Raw genomic sequence first — 20,012 nt, 5'->3', positions numbered from 1 at the left:
CACCGATAGAGCCCTTTTCCAGCTTACCGAGCAAGGCGCCTCGAAGCTCGAACGCATTTTCTCCGTGGCGTTGCAGTCGAGGCTCATCGGATAACGCAAATAGGATCCAATGACCCACGAGTGGACATTCGAGGGCCCTTGCCCGCCTCCCACTTTCGGTCATTCGTTCATTAGCACGGCATCATGAATATCGTCGGTCTTGTACTGATCTGCCTCCGCTGAGTGGCCCAGAGACCGTGATAGCCTGGAACACGAAAGGAACGACAGATGCCATTCAAGAACCATGAGCCGGAAGAAATTATCGGCAAGCTGCGTGAGGTTGAGATCGTATTGGCGCAGGGGGCATCGGCCAGATCGGCGTGAAGACGCTCTATTGCATCTGGATCACCATGGTAGAATGGCTTTGATGAGAGCTTCAACGGGTCGCTGCGCGACGAATTGCTGAATCGCGAGATATTCTACAGCCTCACCGAGGCGAAGGTGCTTATCGAAGCCCGTGTCCTGCGCCCCGGAGGTCGGATCGTGCTTTATGTCACGGTTGCGCCTGCGCTTCGTCGCGCCGGGCTGGCGTGCAGCGGTACGCACCGCTTGTTCGAACAAGCCGATCTGGCCGCTATGCTCGGTTCCCGGGCGACGATCAGTCGAGTGGACGCGGGCTTTGGCGTCACCGGACCGATCGCCTGCCTCGACAGCTAGAGCAGCAGTAGCAGCAACGGTAAGGCCGTTCCTGCTGCGAGCATCACGATCGACGTGCGTCGCGTCGTCATGTTGTTCAGCGCGATGGCCATGCCGAGCAGCGAAGAGATGATCAGTCCGATCGACAGCAACGCGACGAAAATCTGAAGTGGCAGTTTCGAGCTACTAGGTTGGACCGGTGCCGCGATTTCCTTACGCTCGGCAGTCTTTTCCACAGCCGGCTTCTCGTCCTCATGCTTCACGCGTTCGCGCGGGAGCGAGGAATCCTTGTGGATGCTGGCCATCCAGACGATCCAACCCGGCGGCGTGCCGCCATAGCCTTTCTCCTCCTGCAGCCGGAACGTCTGCAACGCCCCGCTCAGTGCGAACAGCAGGATCGCGGGCGTGAAGAAGACCCCGATGTAGTGGTGAACGCGGCGGACCTGCTTCATGGTCTGGGGCTTCATCATAGTTTTCCGCTCATGACGCTGGTTGACGGTGCGAGGCGGCATGATCGTCGGTTTCCGTCCGCCAAGCCAGCACGGATATTGGGCGGCAGCGTTTCGGTCCGCAGCCTTGCCCGCATTGTACGCGAGGCAGGCCGTTCAGTGCCGGTCTGAAAAGGTTCGTTGCGCCCGCGATCCTTGCCGAGTGTCCGATACGACAGTTCTCCGGCACCGAGGATTGCACCCAAGCCGAGATGGGTGGCCAGAATCAGCGCCGCGATCAACGCCATGGCACCGGCGATATGCGCATCGTTGCGGACCAAAAAGGATGCCAATCCGGCGAACACCACATCCTTATTCGGGAGCAGCGGCAGGCGCGACACCAGCAATCGCGCCGTGCCGAGCAGCAGCCACCAGCGGAGCGCGACTTCCGGCAACAGCAGGTGCCACATCACCGCAGCGACGATCGTCGTCGTCGCCACGCGACCGAAATGAAGCCCCGCGATGACCCACAAATCGCGACGCGGCAGGGTGAAGTTTCGCCTCCGCATCAGGAGCACGGCAAGCGATGCACCGAGCACGACGATCGCCGATCCCACGATAGGTTCCCTTCCCATACTCAGGTGCAATGTCCCGAGCATGGGCGCCACGATCAGGACCATTGCCAGCGTGACGACATTGCCGACCAGCCCGGACAGGATCGAGACATCCTTGATCGCGCCGAACGGAGCTGTCGTGATGCGCGTGTTGCGCCGCGCCCAAGTGTAGAAATAGAGTTCCCCGGCATAGCCCATCACGATCTCGTTGCTGACGAGCTTCCGGACGAGGGCCACGAATCCGCCGGCCGGAATATGCCACAGCCGGCGAAAGATGATCCATTCCGTCGCCGGGCACATAAAATAGTAGATCGTGAAGACAAGCCAGAAGCCAGCCCCGGTGGGTAGCAACGCCCGCAGGTTTGGGAAATCCAGGCGGCGGAATTGCCAGGCGACGGCGATCAGTAGCAGCAACGAAAAAGATGGCCCGACAAACTGTCTCCAGCGCCTGGTCGCATGGAGCAGCGGGAGCGAGTCAATCGCGCATCCCGTCTCAGACGCGATTGCGCCTCCGCGTTGTGATGACAAAAATTCTTTCCTCAACCGCGCCAAGTCGTTGTGACGGCACACAGGTTCTTCCACCGCAGTTGAGGACGAATTTCTTGTCAGTTCACCGGTCCTGAGCGCTTTCCCGCATCCGGTTGGCTGATCGCGCCGGATGAAGTGATCCGTGACTTCGGTTCGACTGTGGTGGTCGGCACAGCCTGCCGTCTCAACGCCGATCGGCAATCTCGCGATCGAAAGACAGGAACACGGATGCGAACCGTCGCATTGATCGCACTCGCGACAATGATGTCGATCCCGGCTGGCGGATTGGCGCGTGTACCGCTTGCGCCCGGCCGGCCCGACGGCGATGCGGTTTTCTCGGTCCTGACCTATAATGTGAAGGGTCTTCCATGGCCGGTTGCTGTCGGGCGGCCAGCAGATCTGGCCGCGATCGCTGATCGGTTGCGTGCAATGCGCGTTCGCCATGAAGCGCCGCAAATCGTTGTGCTGCAGGAAGCGTTTACGGCGGATGCTCAGGCCATTGGGCGGGCGGCGGGATATCGTTACATTGTCGATGGTCCAGCCGCTCGAACGTCCGGCAGGTCGAACCGCCACGATGCTCTGTCCGCCGGTGCGCGGTGGTGGAAAGGTGAAACGGAAGGCAAGGTCGTCGGCAGCGGGCTCCAGGTGTTGTCGGATTACCCGATAACTGATGTCCGTCGCATGGCCTTCCCGCCCGAAACATGCGCCGGCTATGATTGCCTCGCGAACAAGGGCGCGGTGATCGTGCGGATCACGATACCTGGTGGCGCGACGCCGATCGAAATCGTCACAACGCATCTGAATTGCCGGAAGGCCTCCGGCGTTGCGGACGAACGATCCGACGCCGCCTATGCCGCGCAGGCGGATCTCATGACGCGCTTCGTTCAGTACGCCCGCGACCCGCGATATCCGCTGATCGTCGCGGGAGACTTCAACGTGGGCCATGCCCAGGCCCGGCGCCGCAGTTTGTTTCGGGCCATCGCGCAGCGATGGTCGAGCGCAGGCGCTGTTACCGACGCGCTCGGCGAAGCGCGCCGACGCGGCTTACCGATGGACCCCGATGCCATCGCATCATGGCGCCATGCCAAGGATCTACAGATTTTCGCCTCGGGCAGCGCGGCCAAGCTGGATCTGATCGGGATCGCGGTGCCATTCGGTCACGATCGTGCCGGGGCGATGCTATCCGATCATATCGGCTATGTAGCCCGTTACCGTTTTTCCATCGTCAGAACGCCCGGCCGATCGACAGCGTAATCGTACGCGGCCTCAACGGGACGTATTGGTCGGTCGTGCGGATCGAGAACGGGTTGCCGAACGCAAAACTATCGCCCCGCACGTCGAACAAATTGTCGATTCTGGCACCAAGGGTCAGCCGCCGTCTTGCGACTGACACCGCGGTCGATACCGTGGCGTAGCGCCCCATCGCCTGGTCGATGTCCGGATCAAAGGTCAGTCGCGCGCGGCCGATATAATTGCCCTGCGCGTTGATGGTGGAGTGCCAACTGCCGAGTTCGAAATCCTGCGCGATCGACAGCCGGGCAGTGAGGTCCGGCGTGACCGGCAACCGGCGGTCGTCGATCGCGATTCCGGCCTCGTTGCGGGTCAGCCGACCATCTTGCAGCGCCACCCCGGCAGAAATTCTCGTTGCAGGCAACACCGCCCAATCGACGCTCGCTTCCGCTCCAATGATACGCGCGCACCCCGCGTTTCGCGTCGACACGAGGCCATTTGCGAGCAGATAGTCCGACTGGATGTGATCCCACTGGGTGTAGAAGACGCTGGCGCTATACGAAAAACGCGCACCCGGCGGCTGATGACGGATGCCGAGATCGATCGTTCCGAGCGCATCGTCTTGGAAACGGGTGGCAACGTTTTGCTCGCTCGATGACAGTCCGCCCGGACGAACCGCGCGGGCGTAACGCAGGAAGACGATGGTCTGGGTGTCGGGCGCCCAGGACAAGGCGATGCTCGGCGACAGCACTGTCTTCCCGACCGAGCGCGACGCCCCATCACTGCGCTCGACTGCCTCGTTCTCGGCCATCGTCCTGAATAGGCGCAGCCCCGCCGTGGCATCGATGCGGCGGCCAAGCGGCAGTTTCATTTCGCCGAACAGCGCATATTCGGCCACGATGCGATTGAGCGACTCTACCGGCGCCGTGCCGTTGGCATCGCTCAGACGTGCATCGCTCCGGCTCGTGGCGCGCAGGAACGATATGCCGGCCAGCCAGATGCCACTATCGACAGGAGAGAAGCGCAGTTCCTGATTGAATATTGTATAGGCGCGATTGTCGCGAAAGACGGCTGGCGTGAGCACCCCGAGCGCCGCCGCAGAAGTACTGGCATCCAACGTGAAGTCGACCCGATGATCGACGTAGCTGGTTGCGGAAACCAGCTTCAGTGGCCCGGCATCACCTTCGATCGTTGCCGTTACCGCCCGGAAATCGTTGTCCACCGGCTCGGCAACCGGCGAGACGCGGCGCAGGGTGTCGTCGGATACTGTCACATACTGGCTATCGGCGACATTGATGTTCTGGACGATGCCACCAAGATTGACCGACCAAGCCTCGGTAGGTTGCCAGCGCAACGCAAGGCGTCCGCCATAGATAGTCGCGACATTGGCGTTGGCCTTTCGCCCGATGTCGTCGATCCAGCCACCCGAGCGCGAGACGTAACCGGCGGCGCGGACGGCCAGCTTGTCGGTGACGATCGGCAGGTTGAGCACGGCCTCCCCACCGAAGCCCGCACTCCCGTGCGCGACAGTTTCGCCGAGCAGGCGAGCACTGGCGCTCGTTTCGTCGAGTACCGGCTTTCGCGTCACGATATGGTAGATGCCGCCAAGCGCCCCCGAACCGTAAAGCGGACCCTGCGGCCCTTTGAGGATTTCGACGCGGTACACGTCGATCAACCGCAAATCCGGATCAGGCGCGTCGAACGTGATGCGGGCATTGTCGATCTGCACCGCGACCGTCGACTGACTGGGGCCGATGAACGGACTGTCCGCGACACCGCGAATGAACTGCCGGTTACGCCCCGGGCCGAGATTGGTGAGCGCTAGGCCATCGACCGATAGGGCCAGATCGCGACTGCCGGGCGAGACCCGGTCGGTGACGTCGGCCAGCGCCACGACGGAGACCGACATCGGCACCTCTCTTAGCGCCTGGGGTCGCTTCTGGCCCGTGACGATGATGTCCGCCTCGGCAACCGGTATCGGCGGCGCGGATGCCGAGGCCATCGATCTGGGAGGCACCATGGCGATGCGCGGCTGTGCGTGCTTCGGCACGCGCTGAAGCCGAAATGCCGATGGGCCGATGCGAACCGCAATCAGCCCCGTACCGGCCAGCATTCGCGACAGGACCTCGCCAAGATCCATTCGCCCACGAACGGCCCGCGTGCGGATTGGTGGCAGATCACCGTCATAGCCGATTGATATCCCTGTCGCCGTCGACAGCGCATTTAGGCTGGAGCCGATCGAGCCTGCCGGAATGTCGATCGCATAGCCTGCCTCTCGTGCCTTAACCGACGTGGCGACCAAGGCGACATCAGCGAGCGGTAGCAGCACCGATACGGATATGATCGCCGTCCACCGTGTAGGACAACGCCATGATCTGGCTGAGCGTAGGCAGCAGTTTTGACCCGTCGCCAATCGTCAACACCCCCGAAAATCTCCGATCGCCGATCCCCGCCTCCATAGTAACGGTTTTCCCGAGATAGCGCGAGATATCCGCTGCTACGACCTCGAGCGGAGCATTGCTATAGCTCAGCCGGCCACGCCGCCAGCTGCCGATATCAGCGCTGTCGACGGCACCGACGCTCGGTTTTCCGCTACTTTGCGCCACGCTCAATTGCTCGCCCGCCGCGACATGGATCGGAGGGTTCGATCCCGCCGGATCCACCCGCACCTGCCCGTCAGCCACGCCGACCAGCATCGTTTCGGCTGTCAGATTGATTGCGAAACGGGTTCCGATATCACTGACCGAAGAATTGCCCGCCTTGATCGAAAGCGACCGCCTGGGATCATGAGCCACGTCGAAAAAAGCCTCGCCACCGGCCAATTCGAGTCGGCTTGTATCGCCGCCTTTCACGATCAGCGTGCTGGCGGGGGCGAGGTCGATCGTGATCCCGCTAGGCAGAGCGATATGGCGCGACCGTGCCGCCGTCGCATAGGTGACGTCGTCTGCCGGCCGCATCGCCAATGGCAGCGCGACCGCTGCAACGGCGGCCGCTGCAGCAGCCGCTCCCGCCAGCCACCAACGCTGCGGCGATCGCGAAGGAACGGCCGCGACTGCCGCTTCGGGCAAGGTAGCGCGCAAATGCAGCCTGTGGACGTCGACGATGCGATTGGTCAGTGCGATCTCGTTGAACGCCGCACGGTGGCGTGGATCCGCCTCCAGCCAGAGGGTGTACCCATCCCAGTCGGCATCGTCCGTCTCCAGCGCCTGGTGCCACGCGAGCGCTTCGTCGATCAGCCTTTCATCCATGTCGGGCGGCGCGGTCACGGGGAGCAGGGTCCTTCGTAATATGGTTGCAGGGCTGGGACGTCATCGATGACCTATCACCTCAGTCGAGCAACGCGCGACGGAGGAATTTCATCGCGACCGACATATGTTTTTCGACTCCGCTGCGTGATATACCAAGCTCCGCGGCCACCTGAGAGTGACTAAGCCCCCGCAGCTTGTGCAGTTCGAAAGCGCGTCGGGCACCCGGCGGTAGATTGGCAAGCGCAGAGGCCAGCACAGCCCTTTCCTCGCGATCGAGCATCGCGTCTTCGGCATTGCGCTCAGGGTCTTTAGGCTCCGATCCGGGCGTCGAGGAAGCGATGATATCGCTTTGCCACGCCCTTTCGCGGCGCTCGCGACGCTGGCGTTCGCGAAGCCGATCGATCATCAGATTCTGCGCCATCCGGAAAAGGTAAGCGCGACCGTGAGCGATCGGGCCGCTCGGCATCTGCTGGATCTTAATCCACAGCTCCTGCATCAGATCCTCCGCCTCGCCGGCGTCACCGGACCGCACGATCAGGAAACGCAGCAACTCGGCGCGAAGGCCTCGATAGACCGCTTCCAATCCTTGACCGTCACCAATGTCCATCTACTTGTCGTCTATCAGCTTTGGAGGCGCGATCACGATTTATCGGTTTCTCGGGCGATACGGTTGGCCTCGCCCCGCTTGGCCCCGCTCGTCTCCCCGGCTGCATCGCACTGACATTCGACGGGTTAAGGGTTTGACTAGGCTCTTAAACGCCGGAATTCCACGGACCAACCTTCACCCTCCCTCACATCAAAATCGCAGCGCCACATCGATGCCCCCGCCGCCACGCGTTGACCATGGCGTCAAGCGGACGCGGTCGTCGTGTCGGGAGGTCAATAGAAAGCCGCCGACGAGCCCGATCGCGGCCCCGGCCACCACGTCGTGCATATAATGCTTGTCTGCCTCGACGCGCGCCAGCCCGACGAAACCGGCGACCGCCAGCGCCGGTAAACCGGCTTTCCAACCATAGCGCTTTTCGAGACTGGCCGCGGCGGCAAACGAGATGGACGTGTGACCGGAAGGGAAACTCTGATCGTCGCTGCCATCGGGTCGGCGCTCATGAACCAATTTCTTCAACACGAACGTCGTGCCGCCTGCGGCCAGCATGCTACCCGCCGCTTCCAGATCGCCGCGCCAGTCTCCCTGCACCGCAGAGACGCCGAGCGCCGCGCCGACCAGCAGATCGCGGCCAACGTCGCTGGCCTTTGCCCATCCGTTCGGCCCAGCCATCGCAGGCACCGGCGCGGCGCCGACGACCCCGGCGACCACCAGCGCCATTGAATATCGCTTCATTTCGCTGTCTCCTTTTCTGCAGTTTTGTCGCGCCCCGCGACCAAGCGATAAAGGCTAGGCAGCAAGAGCAATGTTAGTAGCGTCGAAGTTACGATGCCACCGATCACCACGGTCGCCAGCGGACGTTGTACTTCGGCACCCGCGCCGCTGGCGAGCGCCATCGGCACGAAGCCGATCGCAGCGACAAGTGCTGTGGACAATACCGGGCGCAGGCGATCGCGCGCCCCCTGTCGCACCGCATCATCGATCGACAGCGCATCGCCCTCCCGGCCGTCGCGCAGGGAATTTATATGGTCGATCAACACCAGCCCGTTGAGCATTGCGATCCCGGACAGCGCGATGAACCCGATCGCGGCGGTAATCGAAAAGGGCATGCCACGCAGCCACAGCGCCAGCACTCCGCCGGTCACGGCGAAGGGAATGCCGGTATAGACGATCGATGCCTCCTTCACGCTGCCCAGTGCGGCATAGACGAGCAGAAAGATCAGCAGCAGCGCCGCCGGGACGACGATCGAAAGCCGCTTTTGCGCCGCTTCCAACTGATGGAACTGCCCACCGAATTCGATGCGGTATCCCGGCGGCAGCTTGACCTGGCTCGTCACAGCCGCGCGCGCTTTCTGGACGTAGCCGGCAAGATCGCTGGTTTTGAGATTGACCATCAGTGCGGCCCGGCGCTTGCCGCTGTCGTGCAGGATCGGCTCGACCTTGCGCATTTCTCGCAGCCGCGCGACGCGCGATAGGGGCACTATGCCGTATTCGCCGACCCGCAGCGGCAGCGCGAGGATCGCTGCGGGGTCAGCACGCAGGCTTTCGGGCATTCGGACGACGATCATGTGGCGCGCTTCGCCCTCCGGAATGAAGCCAACCTCGGCACCCGCGACCGCATCGGTTATCGCCTTGTTGACCTCGGCCGTGCTCAGACCGAGCCGCAGCATGGCGTCATGGTCCAGTTCGACGACGATGCTCTTAGGCCGGCCCGCCGTTTCAAACTCGACGCTCTCCGTACCATCCTGTTTTTCGAGGATCGCCTTGGCCTGCTTCGCGGCGCGTTCGAGCACGTCGTAATCCTCGCCGAAGATCTTGACCGACACGTCGGCACGTACGCCTTCCAGCATCTCGTTGAAACGCATCTCGATCGGCTGCGCGAATTCGAACGTCTGGCCGCGATAGACCTGCTGTCCAATCTTCTGGATCCCGGCGACCAGTTCGTCCTTCGTCTTGGGCTTGCCGTTGCCGGTCGCCCAGTCCTTTTCCGGCGCATAGAAGATGTAAAGATCGTTCTCGTTGGGCGGCATCGGATCGGTCGCGACCTCGCTCGTGCCGATGCGCGAGAACGTGTGTGTCACCTGCGGGAACTGGCGACGAATCTGGCGTTCGGTTTCCCGTTCGATCGCGAGGCTGCGTTCGAGCGACATGCCGACCGGCCGATAAACCATCGCGGTGATCGCGCCTTCGTCGAGTTGTGGCGTGAACTGCGAACCGAGCGTCTTGAACACGCCGAAGGTGACGGCGAGCAGCACCAGCGCACCGATCACCAGCAGCCACGGATGCGCGATCGCCCGCTCGAGCGTCGGCGCGTAGCCACGCTCTGCATATCCGATTAGCCCCTTGTTCCGGCTGTCCTCCTTCTCGCTTGCCGGAGCGCGAAGCAGCCAGGCGGACAGCGCCGGCACGATCGTGAATGTCCAGACCAGTCCGGCGACGATCGCCAGCATCACGGCCTGCGCCATCGGCTGGAACAGCTTGCCCTCCACGCCCCCAAGGCTGAGCACGGGCGCATAGACAAGAGCAATGATCGCGATGCCGAACATCGTCGGCCGAGCCACCATGCGGGCGGCGTCCGCTACCGTTGCACGACGTTCCTCCGGCGTCAGATCCTCGTCCTCGCCCTTTTCGCGCCGTCGATCCGCGAGCAGCCTCAGGCTGTTCTCCACCACCACGATCGATCCATCCACGATCAACCCGAAATCGAGCGCCCCGAGGCTCATCAGATTGCCGGATAGGCCGATCGCATTCATGCCCGCCACCGTGACCAGGAACGCGAGCGGGATCACCAGCGTCACAATCAGCGCCGCGCGCCAGTTTCCCATCACGACCAACAGCACCAGCGCGACGAGCAAAGCGCCTTCGCCGAGATTGTGTTCGACGGTTGCGATCGTCCGGTCGACCAGTTCGGCGCGGCTATATTGCTGGTGAATCACCATGCCTTTCGGCAGCGCCGCCTGGACATCAGGCAGTGCCTCTTGGACCCGCAGCGCGACCTCGCGGCTGTTCTGCCCAACCAGCATCATCACCGTGCCAAGTACGGTTTCGCGACCATTCTGCGTGGCGGCCCCCTGTCGTGGGGCGGCCCCGATGACGACGTCAGCCAGGTCGCGCACCTGCAGCGGGAGCACGCCGGCGGCGAATTTCACGGGTATCGCGCCGATCTCGGTCGCGTTCGTCACGCGGCCGTTGGTGAGCACTGTGAACCGTTCGGATCCGCGCGCGACGATCCCGCCGCCGGCATTCTCGACATTCTTGCCCACCGCCTCTGCCAGCTCCGCCGCGGTGACGCCGTGCATCGTCAGCCGTATCGGATCGGGCGCGACGACGAACTGCTGCTCCAGCCCGCCATTGGTGTTGACGTCGGCGACGCCGGTGACGGCGCGCAGCAGCGGGCGGACGGTATATTCCTGCGCTTCGTACAACTCCATCAGCTGGCGCTGCGCATCCATGTCGGGCGGAGGGCGCTTCCATTCTATCGTATAGTAATAGATCTCGCCCAGGCCCGTGGTGATCGGCGCAAGCTGCGGCGAGGCTCCCGGCGGCAGTTGATCGCGTACCGAATTTAGCCGCTCGGTCACCAATTGCCGCGCGCGCATCTGGTCGGTGCCGTCTTGGTAGATGAGGGTGACCTGGCTGAGTCCTGTCTTGGTCAGAGCGCGCGTTTCGGTCAGCCCCGGCTGCCCCGCCATCGCACGCTCGATCGGCAGTGTCGCGAGCCGCTCGATCTCCTCAGGCGCCAGCGACGGCACCATCGTGTTGACCTGAACCTGCACGCCGGTGATGTCGGGAATCGCGTCGATTTGAAGCGTCGCGAACGACCAGAATCCGACCGCCGCGATCAGCGCGGTGATGGCCGCCACCGCCAGCCGGCGACGCGTCACGAGATCGAGCAGGCTAGCGATCATCGGACCAGCGCATTGCCGCCATTGAGCGCGCGCAACTGAAGCAGCGATTCCAACGCCTCGCGCCTGGTATCGAGCACTGCGTTGGTCGCCTCGACATACGACTGCTGCATCTGCATGTACGTTGTCAGCGGGATCGCGCCGAGCCGGTAGTTGCGGTCTGCGTCCTGCGCTGCGCTGGCGAAGCTCTGCGGCGATGCGCCCTCCCAGCTTGAAAGGGCTTTACGCTTCGCCTCGTATTTCGCCGCCTGGTCGAAGACGTCGCGCGCGATGCGCCGTTCGGCGTTGAGCAAGGTGGCGTTGGCTTGCGCCTGCCGCCCCTGTTCGACCGCCACTTCACCCGCCTGGCGGTTCCACAGCGGGATCGTCGTCGAAAGGCGCACGCCGTAGTTCGTCTCGCGGATGTCGGAACGCGCGCGATCGTAATATGGGCCGACGCCGAGCGTCGGGATACGGGCCTTGCGCGCAAGATCCACGCGCAGCCCCTGTTGCTCGAACTGCGCGCGCAGGGCCTTCAGCTCGAAATTGCTGGCATTGGCACTCTCGGCGAGGGTCTGGCCGGATCCGAGGTCGGGCAAGGTCATATCGGGCCGGATGATCCGGATGCGCGCTGCGAACGGGGCACCGCGCAGCTGATTGAGTTCGTACAGCGCGGAATTCGCTTCGGCGTCGGCTATGGCCGCTGTGCGCTCCGCACCGATCGCACCGGCCTGTAGCGATGCCGCCTCGAGCCGCGGTGCCGGTCCCGCCGGATCGCGCGACACGATGATGTGGGCAAGGTCGCGCATCCTTTGCGCCACAGTCCGCGCGGCAGCAGCCTTCTCGTCGGCAGCGAAAAGGCCGTAGCCGAGCGAGCGTGCCCGGGCCGCTAGGGTCGCATCGAACTGCTGCAGGCCGATCTTGGCCAGCGCCACCTGTCGCTCAGCAATCGCCCGACGCAACGCAATGCGGCCACCAAACTCGATCGACTGAACGATCGATACTGCGTAGGTGACGCCTTCGCCCAGCAGCCCTCCAGTCGTGCGATCGTTGGCGCTGCGCTGTCCGAACTCCACAACGGCTTCGGGATCCGCCCAACGTCCCGCCGCCGCGCGTTCCACTCCAGCGGTCTCGATCTGGCGCTGGTAGAACTGCCGTTCGGGATTGTTGGAGACGACATCCTGCGCCAGCCGATCGAGCGATATCCCGGTGGCCTGGGCCGAAGCGATCGTCGGGATCGCCGCGATCGACAGTGCGAGTACGAAATACCGCATTGCTTCTTTCCTGTTCAATTCAGGACGCCGCTACCTATCGTGACGGGTTCGCGTCGACTAAATCCGGGTTCAGACTCTAAACTGCTATTCAGTTGACGCCCCACGACACCAACTGCGAACAGGGTGGCGTGACCAACATCCTGCTTATTGAGGACGACGCCGGGACCGCGCACGAGATCACCCTCGAGCTGGCCGCGAACGGGTATCGCGTGACGCATCGGACCCTCGCGGCCGCCGGTTTCGACGCGGCACAGGACGACGCGGTCGATCTTCTGATTGTCGATCGTCAGCTGCCCGATGGTGAGGGCCTCGATCTGATCGCCCGGCTGCGCGCCGAAGGCCGCCGCACGCCGGCGCTGGTGCTGAGCGCGCTCGGCAGCCTCGACGATCGTGTCCGCGGGCTGCGCGCCGGTGGCGACGATTATCTCCCCAAACCATTCGCCTTAGTCGAACTTGTGGCGCGGGTCGAAGCCCTGCTGCGGCGACCGAACGAGACGCGCGATACGCGGCTGATCGTCGGGCCGCTCGATCTCGACCTGCTCGCTTGCACCGCGACGCGCTCGGGCCGGGCGCTCGAACTTCTGCCCCGGGAGTTGAAGCTGCTCGATTATCTCGTGCGCCGGCCGGATCGGATCGTCACGCGATCGATGCTGTTGCGCGATGTCTGGGGATACACGTTTGAGCCGAACAGCAATGTCGTCGACGTCCATATGGGCCGGTTGCGTCGCAAGGTGGACGCGGAGGGCGAGCCGCAACTGATCCGCAACGTGCGGGGGCAAGGCTATGTCTTCGATATTGCCGGCTGATCCGCACGCGCGGGCGACATGGCGATGGGGCAGCGCGATCGCGGCGCTGCTGGTCGTCCAGTCGATCGTCCTCGCAGGGGTGTTCTGGCTGCTGGCAAATGGCAGCCACCGGCGGGAGGTCGAAGACGGCTTTGCGCTCGATTGCCGGACGTTTGCGACGATGACGCTTCCGGTGCGTCGCCGGGAAATCCGCGAACTGTTGACGCGCGACATTCACCGGGATCGCTTCCTCACGCTGTTTTCAGCCGAGGGCAGGCCGATCGAGGGCAACATTGCGCGCCTTCCGGTAAAGGTCACCTCCACCAAATCGATCGTCTCGGAGGTCGTGCCGACGGAATTGCCGGGCAAGACCAGCGACGTCGCGCGGCTCGCCGTCTGCCCGATGCCGGATGGCACCCAATTGCTTACTGGTGTCGATCTCGACGATGCCGAAGATGCGCTGCGCGTCGTCGAGCGATCGCTGATCTTCGGATTGATCCCGGGCCTGCTGCTGGCAATCGGCGTGGGGCTATTTGCCGGACGCAGGGCGGCGAAACAGGTCGATGCGGTCCGCGTGCTGACCGAGCGGATCGTCGCGGGCGAGCTGGACCAAAGGCTAACCATCGGCCTAAATCCGGACAGCTTTGGGCTGTTGTGCGCGCACATCAACGCCATGCTCGATCGGCTTCAGGTTCTCGTCGGCGACGTCCGAGGTGTGGGTGACGATATCGCCCACCAACTGCGCACCCCGCTGACGCGGCTGCGGGCGCGGGTCGAACGCGAGTTGCGCGATGCCGGGGATAAGGTCGCGTTCGTTGCGGCCGGCGAAGCTGCATTGGCGGAGATCGACAAGCTCCTAGGCATCGTCGCGGCGCTTCTGCGCATCCGCGAGCTCGAGGATCATGCTCGCCGCAGCCGCTTCGCCCCCGTAGATCTAACTCGTCTAGTCGAAGACGCCTGCGAGCTTCACCAGCCAACCGCCGAGGATCGTGGCATCGACCTGAGATGCGATATCGCGAGCGTCGCTACCGTCGAGGGCGATGCCAGCTTGCTGATCGAAGCCATTTCCAATCTGATCGATAACGCCATGAAGTTCGGCCCGGCGGACGGGATGGTCGCGGTGTCGCTGACGAACGAAGGCGACACGGTCATCATAACGGTCGCAGACGAAGGGCCCGGCGTTGCCGCGACGGAGCGTTCGCTGGTCACCCAGCGCTTTTATCGCGGACGGCACGATTGCAGTGGCGCGGGGTTGGGCCTGAGCCTCGTCAAGGCGATCGCCGATCTACACGGATTCTCGTTGCGTTTCGCCGACGTCGGCAGCGCGGTGTCGCTCGTTTGCCCACGGATTAAAGACTGAACTCGAATTTAGACAACGCGATGATGAGAAGTTCGTTATCACTTGCGGTAGTGCAGCGGGACCGCGCCAAGCGTTCTCTGGCCCGGTGAAAGATTTCGACAAACCTTGATAGCCTACGACCACTCAGAACGGCACTCATTCTCGTGAAGCGAGCTTGGGGTTTTGTTGCGCTTGTCGGCCTTTCCGGCTGCGTTTCTGCGGATAATCTTGCGCGCGAGCAAACCCACGGCGCGCAATTCGATGCGGCGGCGTTCTTCACCGGGCGTACCGAAGGCAAAGGCACGCTCAAGGTGGTGCTGCGAAGGGCGGAACGCACCCTCGTCGTAGGCGTTGGCTCAATGCGAACGGATCGAACGATCGTACTGGACCAGACCGTCCGCCGCGGCAATCACGCCGCGACTTGCCGACAATGGGTACTTCATCCGAACGGTCCCGACCGTTATGTCGGCACGCTGAGCGACGCTGTCGGGCCGGTGGTCGGCATGGTGAGCGGCAATCGTCTGCAGCTCGCGTTCGCGATGAAAGGCGGCCTAGAAGCCAGGCAATGGCTCTACCTCGAACGTGGCGGCGCCGTCGCGCGCAATGTCATGATCGTCAGCAAGCTCGGCCTGCCGGTCGCGCGACTTGATGAGACAATCACCCGTAAAAGCAATTAAAGCGGGTGCTGGAAGGGGTCGTCCCTGCTTCTTGCCCGACCAGAAAAAGCAAATTCAAAATGATGAACTGGTTACGTGGCCGATATCTCGATCTGCTCGGGTCGATCTACATTTAACAATGAGTATCGCGGCTACACGGCCATCGATCGCGTCCTCGACGCCGCGCGGGCGCATGCGCCGTACGACCAACGCTTCATCGCCGCGATCGAAAAGCATCGCGCTGACGAGCGCAAACACTATCTGATGTTTAGGCGCTGGTTCGAGCTGCGCGGCATCATGCCGATCATGGTTGATCGCACCTGCGGCCATATCGACCGGTTCGTCGAGATCATGTTCGGCACCCGGATCGACGATCTGGATACCCAGGCGATCATCGCCAGCAACATTCAGTTCGAAAAACTGTGCCGCGTGATCTCGCTGACCGAGCAGCGCGGGCACCGGCAGGTCGAAATTCTGCTACGCCACCCGCTGGTGCGTCACGACCGCATGCTGATGAAGATCTTTCGCATCATCGAGTGCGACGAACCCAGCCATTGGCTTCCCTACGACGCCTGGCTGAAAGAGAACGGCAAGCGCGAGCCCTTATGGTGGGAACGGGCCATCGACACTTTCATTCATTCCGAGCTGCTGTTCCTGAAGCTTCCCGCGCTATTCCTAACGCCGCGATTGAAGCGCCGAATTGATTGGGCCGACGACCGCGACCCGCCGGCACGGCTAGCCACTAAGGCTAATTTTGCCGAATAGCGTGGTTCGAGTTTTCAATCATAGTCTTTGGACGGCTCTGCGCGGCGTAGTCAGTCCGATCGATTGCATTCTTGTGCGTGTGGCTTCCTGCGTGCGTGCGAGTTCCGCCGCTATTTCGCGTACCGTCTGGCCGGCTGCCACGCGTCTGCGGAGTTCCGCATAATCTTCGTCGGACCATTTTCTGTTCGCCATTCTCACCCTCGACAAACTGACCGTGAGGTTTGCTAACGGACAAGCCTGATAATCTCCCAACGGCCGACATCCCCATGTGAGATGAAGCTCAGGATGACTCGTCGCCACGGTCGTATTGACAGCACCGTGAGCCACTTTTCGATATGCCTGGTCAAGCAATCGGACGGCGTAATGGGCAACATTGGCAAAACACAATGTAACAACTGCGGAACGAAAACAGACCTCGTGATGTTGAGTGATTGGCCGGAGGTATAGTCATAAATTCCGTTGTATTTCAATGACATGTCGCTGCCGCTTACACCTTCCGACAGCAGGTCTCTCACATCGGGTTGAATCCGGGATTGGCACGAAACATGCCTTTCAGCCGCTACAGTTGGCGATGCGTTTCCAGCTCATTCTACGTCGAAAAGATCCGATTCCGGACTTGGTTAATCTTGATTAAAATGAGGTTTTTTTATGAATAAGTTTTTGTTGGCAGCAGTTGCATCCACGGTCGCGTTCGCGGCCACTCCGTCTGCCCAGGCGGCCCAGTTCCTGACGATCACCGGTCCCAGCGGCACCTATGGCGACGACGCTGTGACCTGCGCGAACAGCGGCGTGTTCTGCTCGTTCACGCGCACGTTCACTTTCACGACGCCAGTGGGTTACAATCTTGCCAGCTCCGACATCTCGTCGCTGCTGACCGGAAACAACATGGCGACCAACATCGACTTCACGACGGTTACGCTGAACGGCGTCAACTTCAATAACCTGTCGAGTGGTGTCCAAGAGTTCCGTAATTTGCTGAACCAAACGCTGGTGGCCGGCGGTGTCAACACGCTGTTCGTTTCGGGCAATGTTGGTGGCGCTGGATCCAACGTCCCCGCGGACGCATCGTTCTCGGGCAACCTGTCGTTCGCCACGGTAACTGCAGCAGTTCCTGAACCTGCAACCTGGGGCCTGATGGTCGTCGGATTCGGCATGATCGGCAGCGCAGCGCGCAGCCGCAAGGTAAAGACGACCGTCCGCTTCGCATAAGCGTTCGTATCGTCGACCAGATGGAAAGCCGCCGGTCGAAAGGCTGGCGGCTTTTTCAATGAAGAGCCGTATCTGCAGGACATTCCGATGCTGGCAGTCGTGAGCGTGATTTTGACGAGTGCAGGATTCTTCGTGGTCGGAGCCGTCAGGCAGATGGCCTTGCGCCCGCCTGCCACCCCAGCCCCCGCAAACAACCGGTCGATCGCGACCGAGCGAACGTCTCGCCGACAATAGTCCGGTCGGACATATGTTACGATGGAACCTCAGACGACATGCTAAGACGTCTCAATGAATTCGGTAGCCGGCTGGCTGGACGAACGGCGGATTTGTCAGGATCGCCGCTATCGATATTGCTCGTTGCAGTCTTCTGTGCGGCCTGGTTCTTTCGAGCTGGGCCGGCGGGTGAGAATACCCTGACGCTGATCTTGTCGGTAGCGTCGATCACGTTGACCCAGATGGTGCTAAATGGGCAACGCCGCAGCGAGAAAGCCTTACATTTGAAGATGGACGAGATTGTTATTGCCCTGGATGGCGCCCGAAACGAAGTTGCGGGCGTCGAATCCAAATCGATTGATCACATAGAGGCCCTGCGTCAGACAAGCAATATTTCAAGCGGGCCCAATGCCACTTCGTTGCAAGGTCCGCGGTGATAATTATTTCTCTATCCTCAGTGGTGGGCTTTGATATGAATGTCGCTCGCGGCCCCGGTTCTTTGCTCTCTTATTCTGTGGCGCTTGGAACAAAACATGGTGTTAGCTGTTAGCAGCGTCGACTCAGTAGTCGACATTCCCGCCGCTGCTCAAAATCTGCCATTCGTTCATTGCGGGCCGGAAGCTGTGTAAGCTTGATGTCCATCGCCCGAGCGCCACGCCTGCCAGATCGACTGGGGCTTGCAGAGACGAAAACACGCTGCGACAATTCCGCCCGGAGGCGGGTATGATCGATCGGACGCTTACGAGGCCAGCATACCCACGCGGCCGCTGGCGAAAGCTGCTAGATCATCCCCACGGATTGTGGGTGCTGACTGGGACCGAGTTGTGGGAGCGCATCTCGTTCCACGGCATGCAGGCGCTCCTCACGCTTTACATGGCTGAGCAATTGCTGCTGCCTGGTCACATCGAACACGTGATTGGCTTCGCAACCTTTCGAGCTATCGTCCAGGGCATCACCGGGCCGCTGTCTGTCACCGCGCTCGCGACACAGACATTCGGCCTTTACGTTGGTCTCATCTATTTCACTCCGGTCATAGGCGGGTGGCTCGGCGACCGCGTGACCGGCCGGCGTGCGGCAGTGACGGCCGGCGCCTTGTTGATGACCGCTGGTCATTTCTCCCTCGCTTTCGATGCATCGTTCCTGCTCGCGCTGCTACTGCTGATCGTCGGTGCGGGCCTGCTGCGTGGTAATCTTTCGGCACAGATCAAAGCGCTCTATGCCGACGGCGATCGGCGCGAGGCGGACGCGTTCCAACTCTATTACGTCGGAATCAACCTTGGAGCATTTATTGCACCGATCGTCACCGGCGCACTGGCGGTCGTCTACGGGTGGCATGCTGGCTTTGCCTTCGCTGGCTTCGGTATGCTCGTCGGGTTGCTCGTATACCTTGCGGGGCAGCGGCACTTGCCGGCAGATCGCATTCGCGTCGAGGCGATAAAGCGCGACCAGCTCACTCCTTCCGAGCGGACGCGCCTCGCGGCACTGCTCGCGATCTGGCCGCTTATCACCTGCTTCTGGATCGCGCAGAGCCAAGTGTGGAACGTCTACAACCTGTGGGTGCGCGACCATCTCGACCGGCAGGTCGGCGGTATCGTCATTCCCGTCCCCTGGCTGCAGGCACTGGACGGGCTAGCACCAGTGCTCGTCATGCCGCTATTCCTCGCATTGTGGCGGCGCCAAGCGGCGGCGGGGCGAGAGCCTGACAGCCTTGCCAAGCTCGCCATCGGTTGCCTCGTTTTTGGTGGAGGCACCGCCTGGTTGTCGCTCGCACCGCTCGTGAGCGACGCGGCGGGCCGCGCACCGCTGATGTGGGCAGTCGCGTTTCACCTGCTTACCAATATCGGCTGGCTTTACGTCACGCCGATTGCGCTCGCATTGTACGCGGCGGAGGCACCGCCAGGGCTTCGTGGTACCCTGATTGGCATCAACACACTGTCTACCTTTGCTGGCAGTGTCATCAGCGGGCGGATGGGGGCGCTATACGAGCGTTGGGTGCCGGCCGACTTCTGGCTGCTCCACGCCGTCATTGTCGCGGGCGCAGGGCTCGTTCTGCTAGCGATCGGACCGGTAATTCGCCGGCGACTTTTGCTGCCATAGTGACGGCTCTCCGCACGAGCGTTGCGATCGCAAGTTCGGTAATGAGATCCACAAGCGGACGTTCAGGCGATCTTCGGCACCGCCTATTAGCGGACACTCGTTCATTTCGGCGTAAATGTCTGACCTCATGCTAATGAGTTAGAGTTCATCATCCTCGCGCGACGGCGCGAAGCCCGGCGCAACGCGGCGCGATTCGTGTAATCGTGCAAGTCATCGGGCGTTGGGCTAGCGACGAGGTGTACGGCGACGGAGCTTGCGAGGAAGGGAATCTCATCGCGCTACGTTGCAACCACTCCGCGTGCCAAGTCTTGTCACGGTCCAGCGCAGATAGGGGTGAGTTACGGCGCCGTCATACTCCAGCCACAAGGACCGTGACCGGCAATCGACGCCCCCGGAAAATAGAGCCGGCAGGCGCGTCGCGCGATCGCCGGGATGTTTATCAACCCAGCAGCGATCGGCCGCC

At 62.2% G+C, this 20,012-nt stretch carries 16 protein-coding genes and 1 pseudogene; 9 read left to right on the top strand and 8 right to left on the bottom strand.

The features are described from left to right. Nucleotides 1-350: 350 nt before the first annotated feature. Nucleotides 351-495: pseudogene (locus U1738_RS14515) on the top strand (integrase core domain-containing protein); the annotation flags it as partial. Nucleotides 496-692: 197 nt separating this feature from the next. Here the strand turns inward: U1738_RS14515 and U1738_RS14510 are convergent. Further along, on the bottom strand, nucleotides 693-1,142 hold the full coding sequence (locus U1738_RS14510) for a hypothetical protein (RefSeq protein WP_332789756.1): 450 nt from the start codon (nucleotides 1,140-1,142) through the stop codon (nucleotides 693-695). Then, entirely contained in the window at nucleotides 1,142-2,446 is a 1,305-nt protein-coding gene (locus tag U1738_RS14505; RefSeq protein WP_332789755.1) for a hypothetical protein, read from the bottom strand. Before U1738_RS14505 ends, U1738_RS14510 begins: the two co-directional genes overlap by 1 nt. 27 nt (nucleotides 2,447-2,473) lie before the next feature. On the opposite strand from U1738_RS14505, the gene U1738_RS14500 reads away from it, so the two are divergent. After that, the gene (locus tag U1738_RS14500; protein ID WP_332789754.1) at nucleotides 2,474-3,499 is read left to right on the top strand and encodes an endonuclease/exonuclease/phosphatase family protein; all 1,026 of its coding nucleotides are present in this window, start codon (nucleotides 2,474-2,476) and stop codon (nucleotides 3,497-3,499) included. Here U1738_RS14500 and U1738_RS14495 read toward each other — a convergent pair. The 6 genes from U1738_RS14495 to U1738_RS14470 all read right to left on the bottom strand — a co-directional run bounded on the left by U1738_RS14495 (nucleotide 3,471) and on the right by U1738_RS14470 (nucleotide 12,485). Further along, complete coding sequence (locus U1738_RS14495) at nucleotides 3,471-5,804, bottom strand: TonB-dependent receptor (RefSeq protein ID WP_332789753.1); 2,334 nt, start codon at nucleotides 5,802-5,804, stop codon at nucleotides 3,471-3,473. The two genes, U1738_RS14500 and U1738_RS14495, sit on opposite strands and share 29 nt — an antisense overlap. After that, nucleotides 5,785-6,741, bottom strand: coding sequence for a FecR family protein (locus U1738_RS14490; RefSeq protein ID WP_332789752.1), 957 nt, complete (start codon nucleotides 6,739-6,741; stop codon nucleotides 5,785-5,787). Before U1738_RS14490 ends, U1738_RS14495 begins: the two co-directional genes overlap by 20 nt. Before the next feature lie 61 nt (nucleotides 6,742-6,802). Further along, entirely contained in the window at nucleotides 6,803-7,330 is a 528-nt protein-coding gene (locus U1738_RS14485) for an RNA polymerase sigma factor (protein ID WP_332789751.1), read from the bottom strand. Nucleotides 7,331-7,519: 189 nt separating this feature from the next. Beyond that, nucleotides 7,520-8,062, bottom strand: a complete 543-nt coding sequence (locus U1738_RS14480) for a phosphatase PAP2 family protein (RefSeq protein WP_332789750.1) — start codon at nucleotides 8,060-8,062, stop codon at nucleotides 7,520-7,522. Further along, nucleotides 8,059-11,235, bottom strand: a complete 3,177-nt coding sequence (locus U1738_RS14475) for an efflux RND transporter permease subunit (protein ID WP_332789749.1) — start codon at nucleotides 11,233-11,235, stop codon at nucleotides 8,059-8,061. The genes U1738_RS14480 and U1738_RS14475 overlap by 4 nt, the downstream gene beginning before the upstream one ends. Continuing rightward, nucleotides 11,232-12,485: a TolC family protein gene (locus U1738_RS14470; RefSeq protein WP_332789748.1), complete on the bottom strand. Its 1,254-nt coding sequence runs from the start codon at nucleotides 12,483-12,485 to the stop codon at nucleotides 11,232-11,234. Before U1738_RS14470 ends, U1738_RS14475 begins: the two co-directional genes overlap by 4 nt. Before the next feature lie 128 nt (nucleotides 12,486-12,613). Between U1738_RS14470 and U1738_RS14465 the strand changes: the two genes are divergently transcribed. The 7 genes from U1738_RS14465 to U1738_RS14435 all read left to right on the top strand — a co-directional run bounded on the left by U1738_RS14465 (nucleotide 12,614) and on the right by U1738_RS14435 (nucleotide 19,549). Further along, nucleotides 12,614-13,291, top strand: coding sequence for a response regulator transcription factor (locus U1738_RS14465; RefSeq protein WP_332789747.1), 678 nt, complete (start codon nucleotides 12,614-12,616; stop codon nucleotides 13,289-13,291). After that, nucleotides 13,269-14,630: a sensor histidine kinase gene (locus U1738_RS14460; protein ID WP_332789746.1), complete on the top strand. Its 1,362-nt coding sequence runs from the start codon at nucleotides 13,269-13,271 to the stop codon at nucleotides 14,628-14,630. The genes U1738_RS14465 and U1738_RS14460 overlap by 23 nt, the downstream gene beginning before the upstream one ends. Before the next feature lie 143 nt (nucleotides 14,631-14,773). Further along, nucleotides 14,774-15,286 carry a DUF3833 family protein gene (locus U1738_RS14455; protein WP_332789745.1) on the top strand — a complete coding sequence of 171 codons (513 nt, stop codon included), beginning with the start codon at nucleotides 14,774-14,776 and terminating at the stop codon, nucleotides 15,284-15,286. Between the two features lie 75 nt (nucleotides 15,287-15,361). Next, nucleotides 15,362-16,030, top strand: a complete 669-nt coding sequence (locus tag U1738_RS14450) for a ferritin-like domain-containing protein (RefSeq protein WP_332789744.1) — start codon at nucleotides 15,362-15,364, stop codon at nucleotides 16,028-16,030. A gap of 648 nt (nucleotides 16,031-16,678) precedes the next feature. Further along, nucleotides 16,679-17,239, top strand: coding sequence for an FxDxF family PEP-CTERM protein (locus U1738_RS14445; protein ID WP_332789743.1), 561 nt, complete (start codon nucleotides 16,679-16,681; stop codon nucleotides 17,237-17,239). Between the two features lie 272 nt (nucleotides 17,240-17,511). After that, nucleotides 17,512-17,889 carry a low affinity iron permease family protein gene (locus U1738_RS14440; RefSeq protein ID WP_332789742.1) on the top strand — a complete coding sequence of 126 codons (378 nt, stop codon included), beginning with the start codon at nucleotides 17,512-17,514 and terminating at the stop codon, nucleotides 17,887-17,889. Between the two features lie 286 nt (nucleotides 17,890-18,175). Next, nucleotides 18,176-19,549, top strand: a complete 1,374-nt coding sequence (locus U1738_RS14435) for a peptide MFS transporter (RefSeq protein ID WP_332789741.1) — start codon at nucleotides 18,176-18,178, stop codon at nucleotides 19,547-19,549. Nucleotides 19,550-20,012: the final 463 nt, after the last annotated feature.

It is taken from the genome of Parasphingomonas caseinilytica (genome assembly GCF_036663755.1).
Taxonomy (GTDB): Bacteria; Pseudomonadota; Alphaproteobacteria; order Sphingomonadales; family Sphingomonadaceae; genus Sphingomonas.
Note: the sequence above shows the minus strand (reverse complement) of the source record. Positions and strands in the feature narration are given on the sequence as shown.

Excerpts from the sequence above, each read along its gene's own strand:
- U1738_RS14510 (WP_332789756.1), bottom strand. The coding sequence starts at position 1,142 with ATGAAGCCCCAGACCATGAAGCAGGTCCGCCGCGTTCACCACTACATC.
- U1738_RS14500 (WP_332789754.1), top strand. The coding sequence starts at position 2,474 with ATGCGAACCGTCGCATTGATCGCACTCGCGACAATGATGTCGATCCCG.
- U1738_RS14485 (WP_332789751.1), bottom strand. The coding sequence starts at position 7,330 with ATGGACATTGGTGACGGTCAAGGATTGGAAGCGGTCTATCGAGGCCTT.
- U1738_RS14480 (WP_332789750.1), bottom strand. The coding sequence starts at position 8,062 with ATGAAGCGATATTCAATGGCGCTGGTGGTCGCCGGGGTCGTCGGCGCC.
- U1738_RS14475 (WP_332789749.1), bottom strand. The coding sequence starts at position 11,235 with ATGATCGCTAGCCTGCTCGATCTCGTGACGCGTCGCCGGCTGGCGGTG.
- U1738_RS14470 (WP_332789748.1), bottom strand. The coding sequence starts at position 12,485 with ATGCGGTATTTCGTACTCGCACTGTCGATCGCGGCGATCCCGACGATC.
- U1738_RS14460 (WP_332789746.1), top strand. The coding sequence starts at position 13,269 with ATGTCTTCGATATTGCCGGCTGATCCGCACGCGCGGGCGACATGGCGA.
- U1738_RS14445 (WP_332789743.1), top strand. The coding sequence starts at position 16,679 with ATGAATAAGTTTTTGTTGGCAGCAGTTGCATCCACGGTCGCGTTCGCG.
- U1738_RS14440 (WP_332789742.1), top strand. The coding sequence starts at position 17,512 with ATGCTAAGACGTCTCAATGAATTCGGTAGCCGGCTGGCTGGACGAACG.
- U1738_RS14435 (WP_332789741.1), top strand. The coding sequence starts at position 18,176 with ATGATCGATCGGACGCTTACGAGGCCAGCATACCCACGCGGCCGCTGG.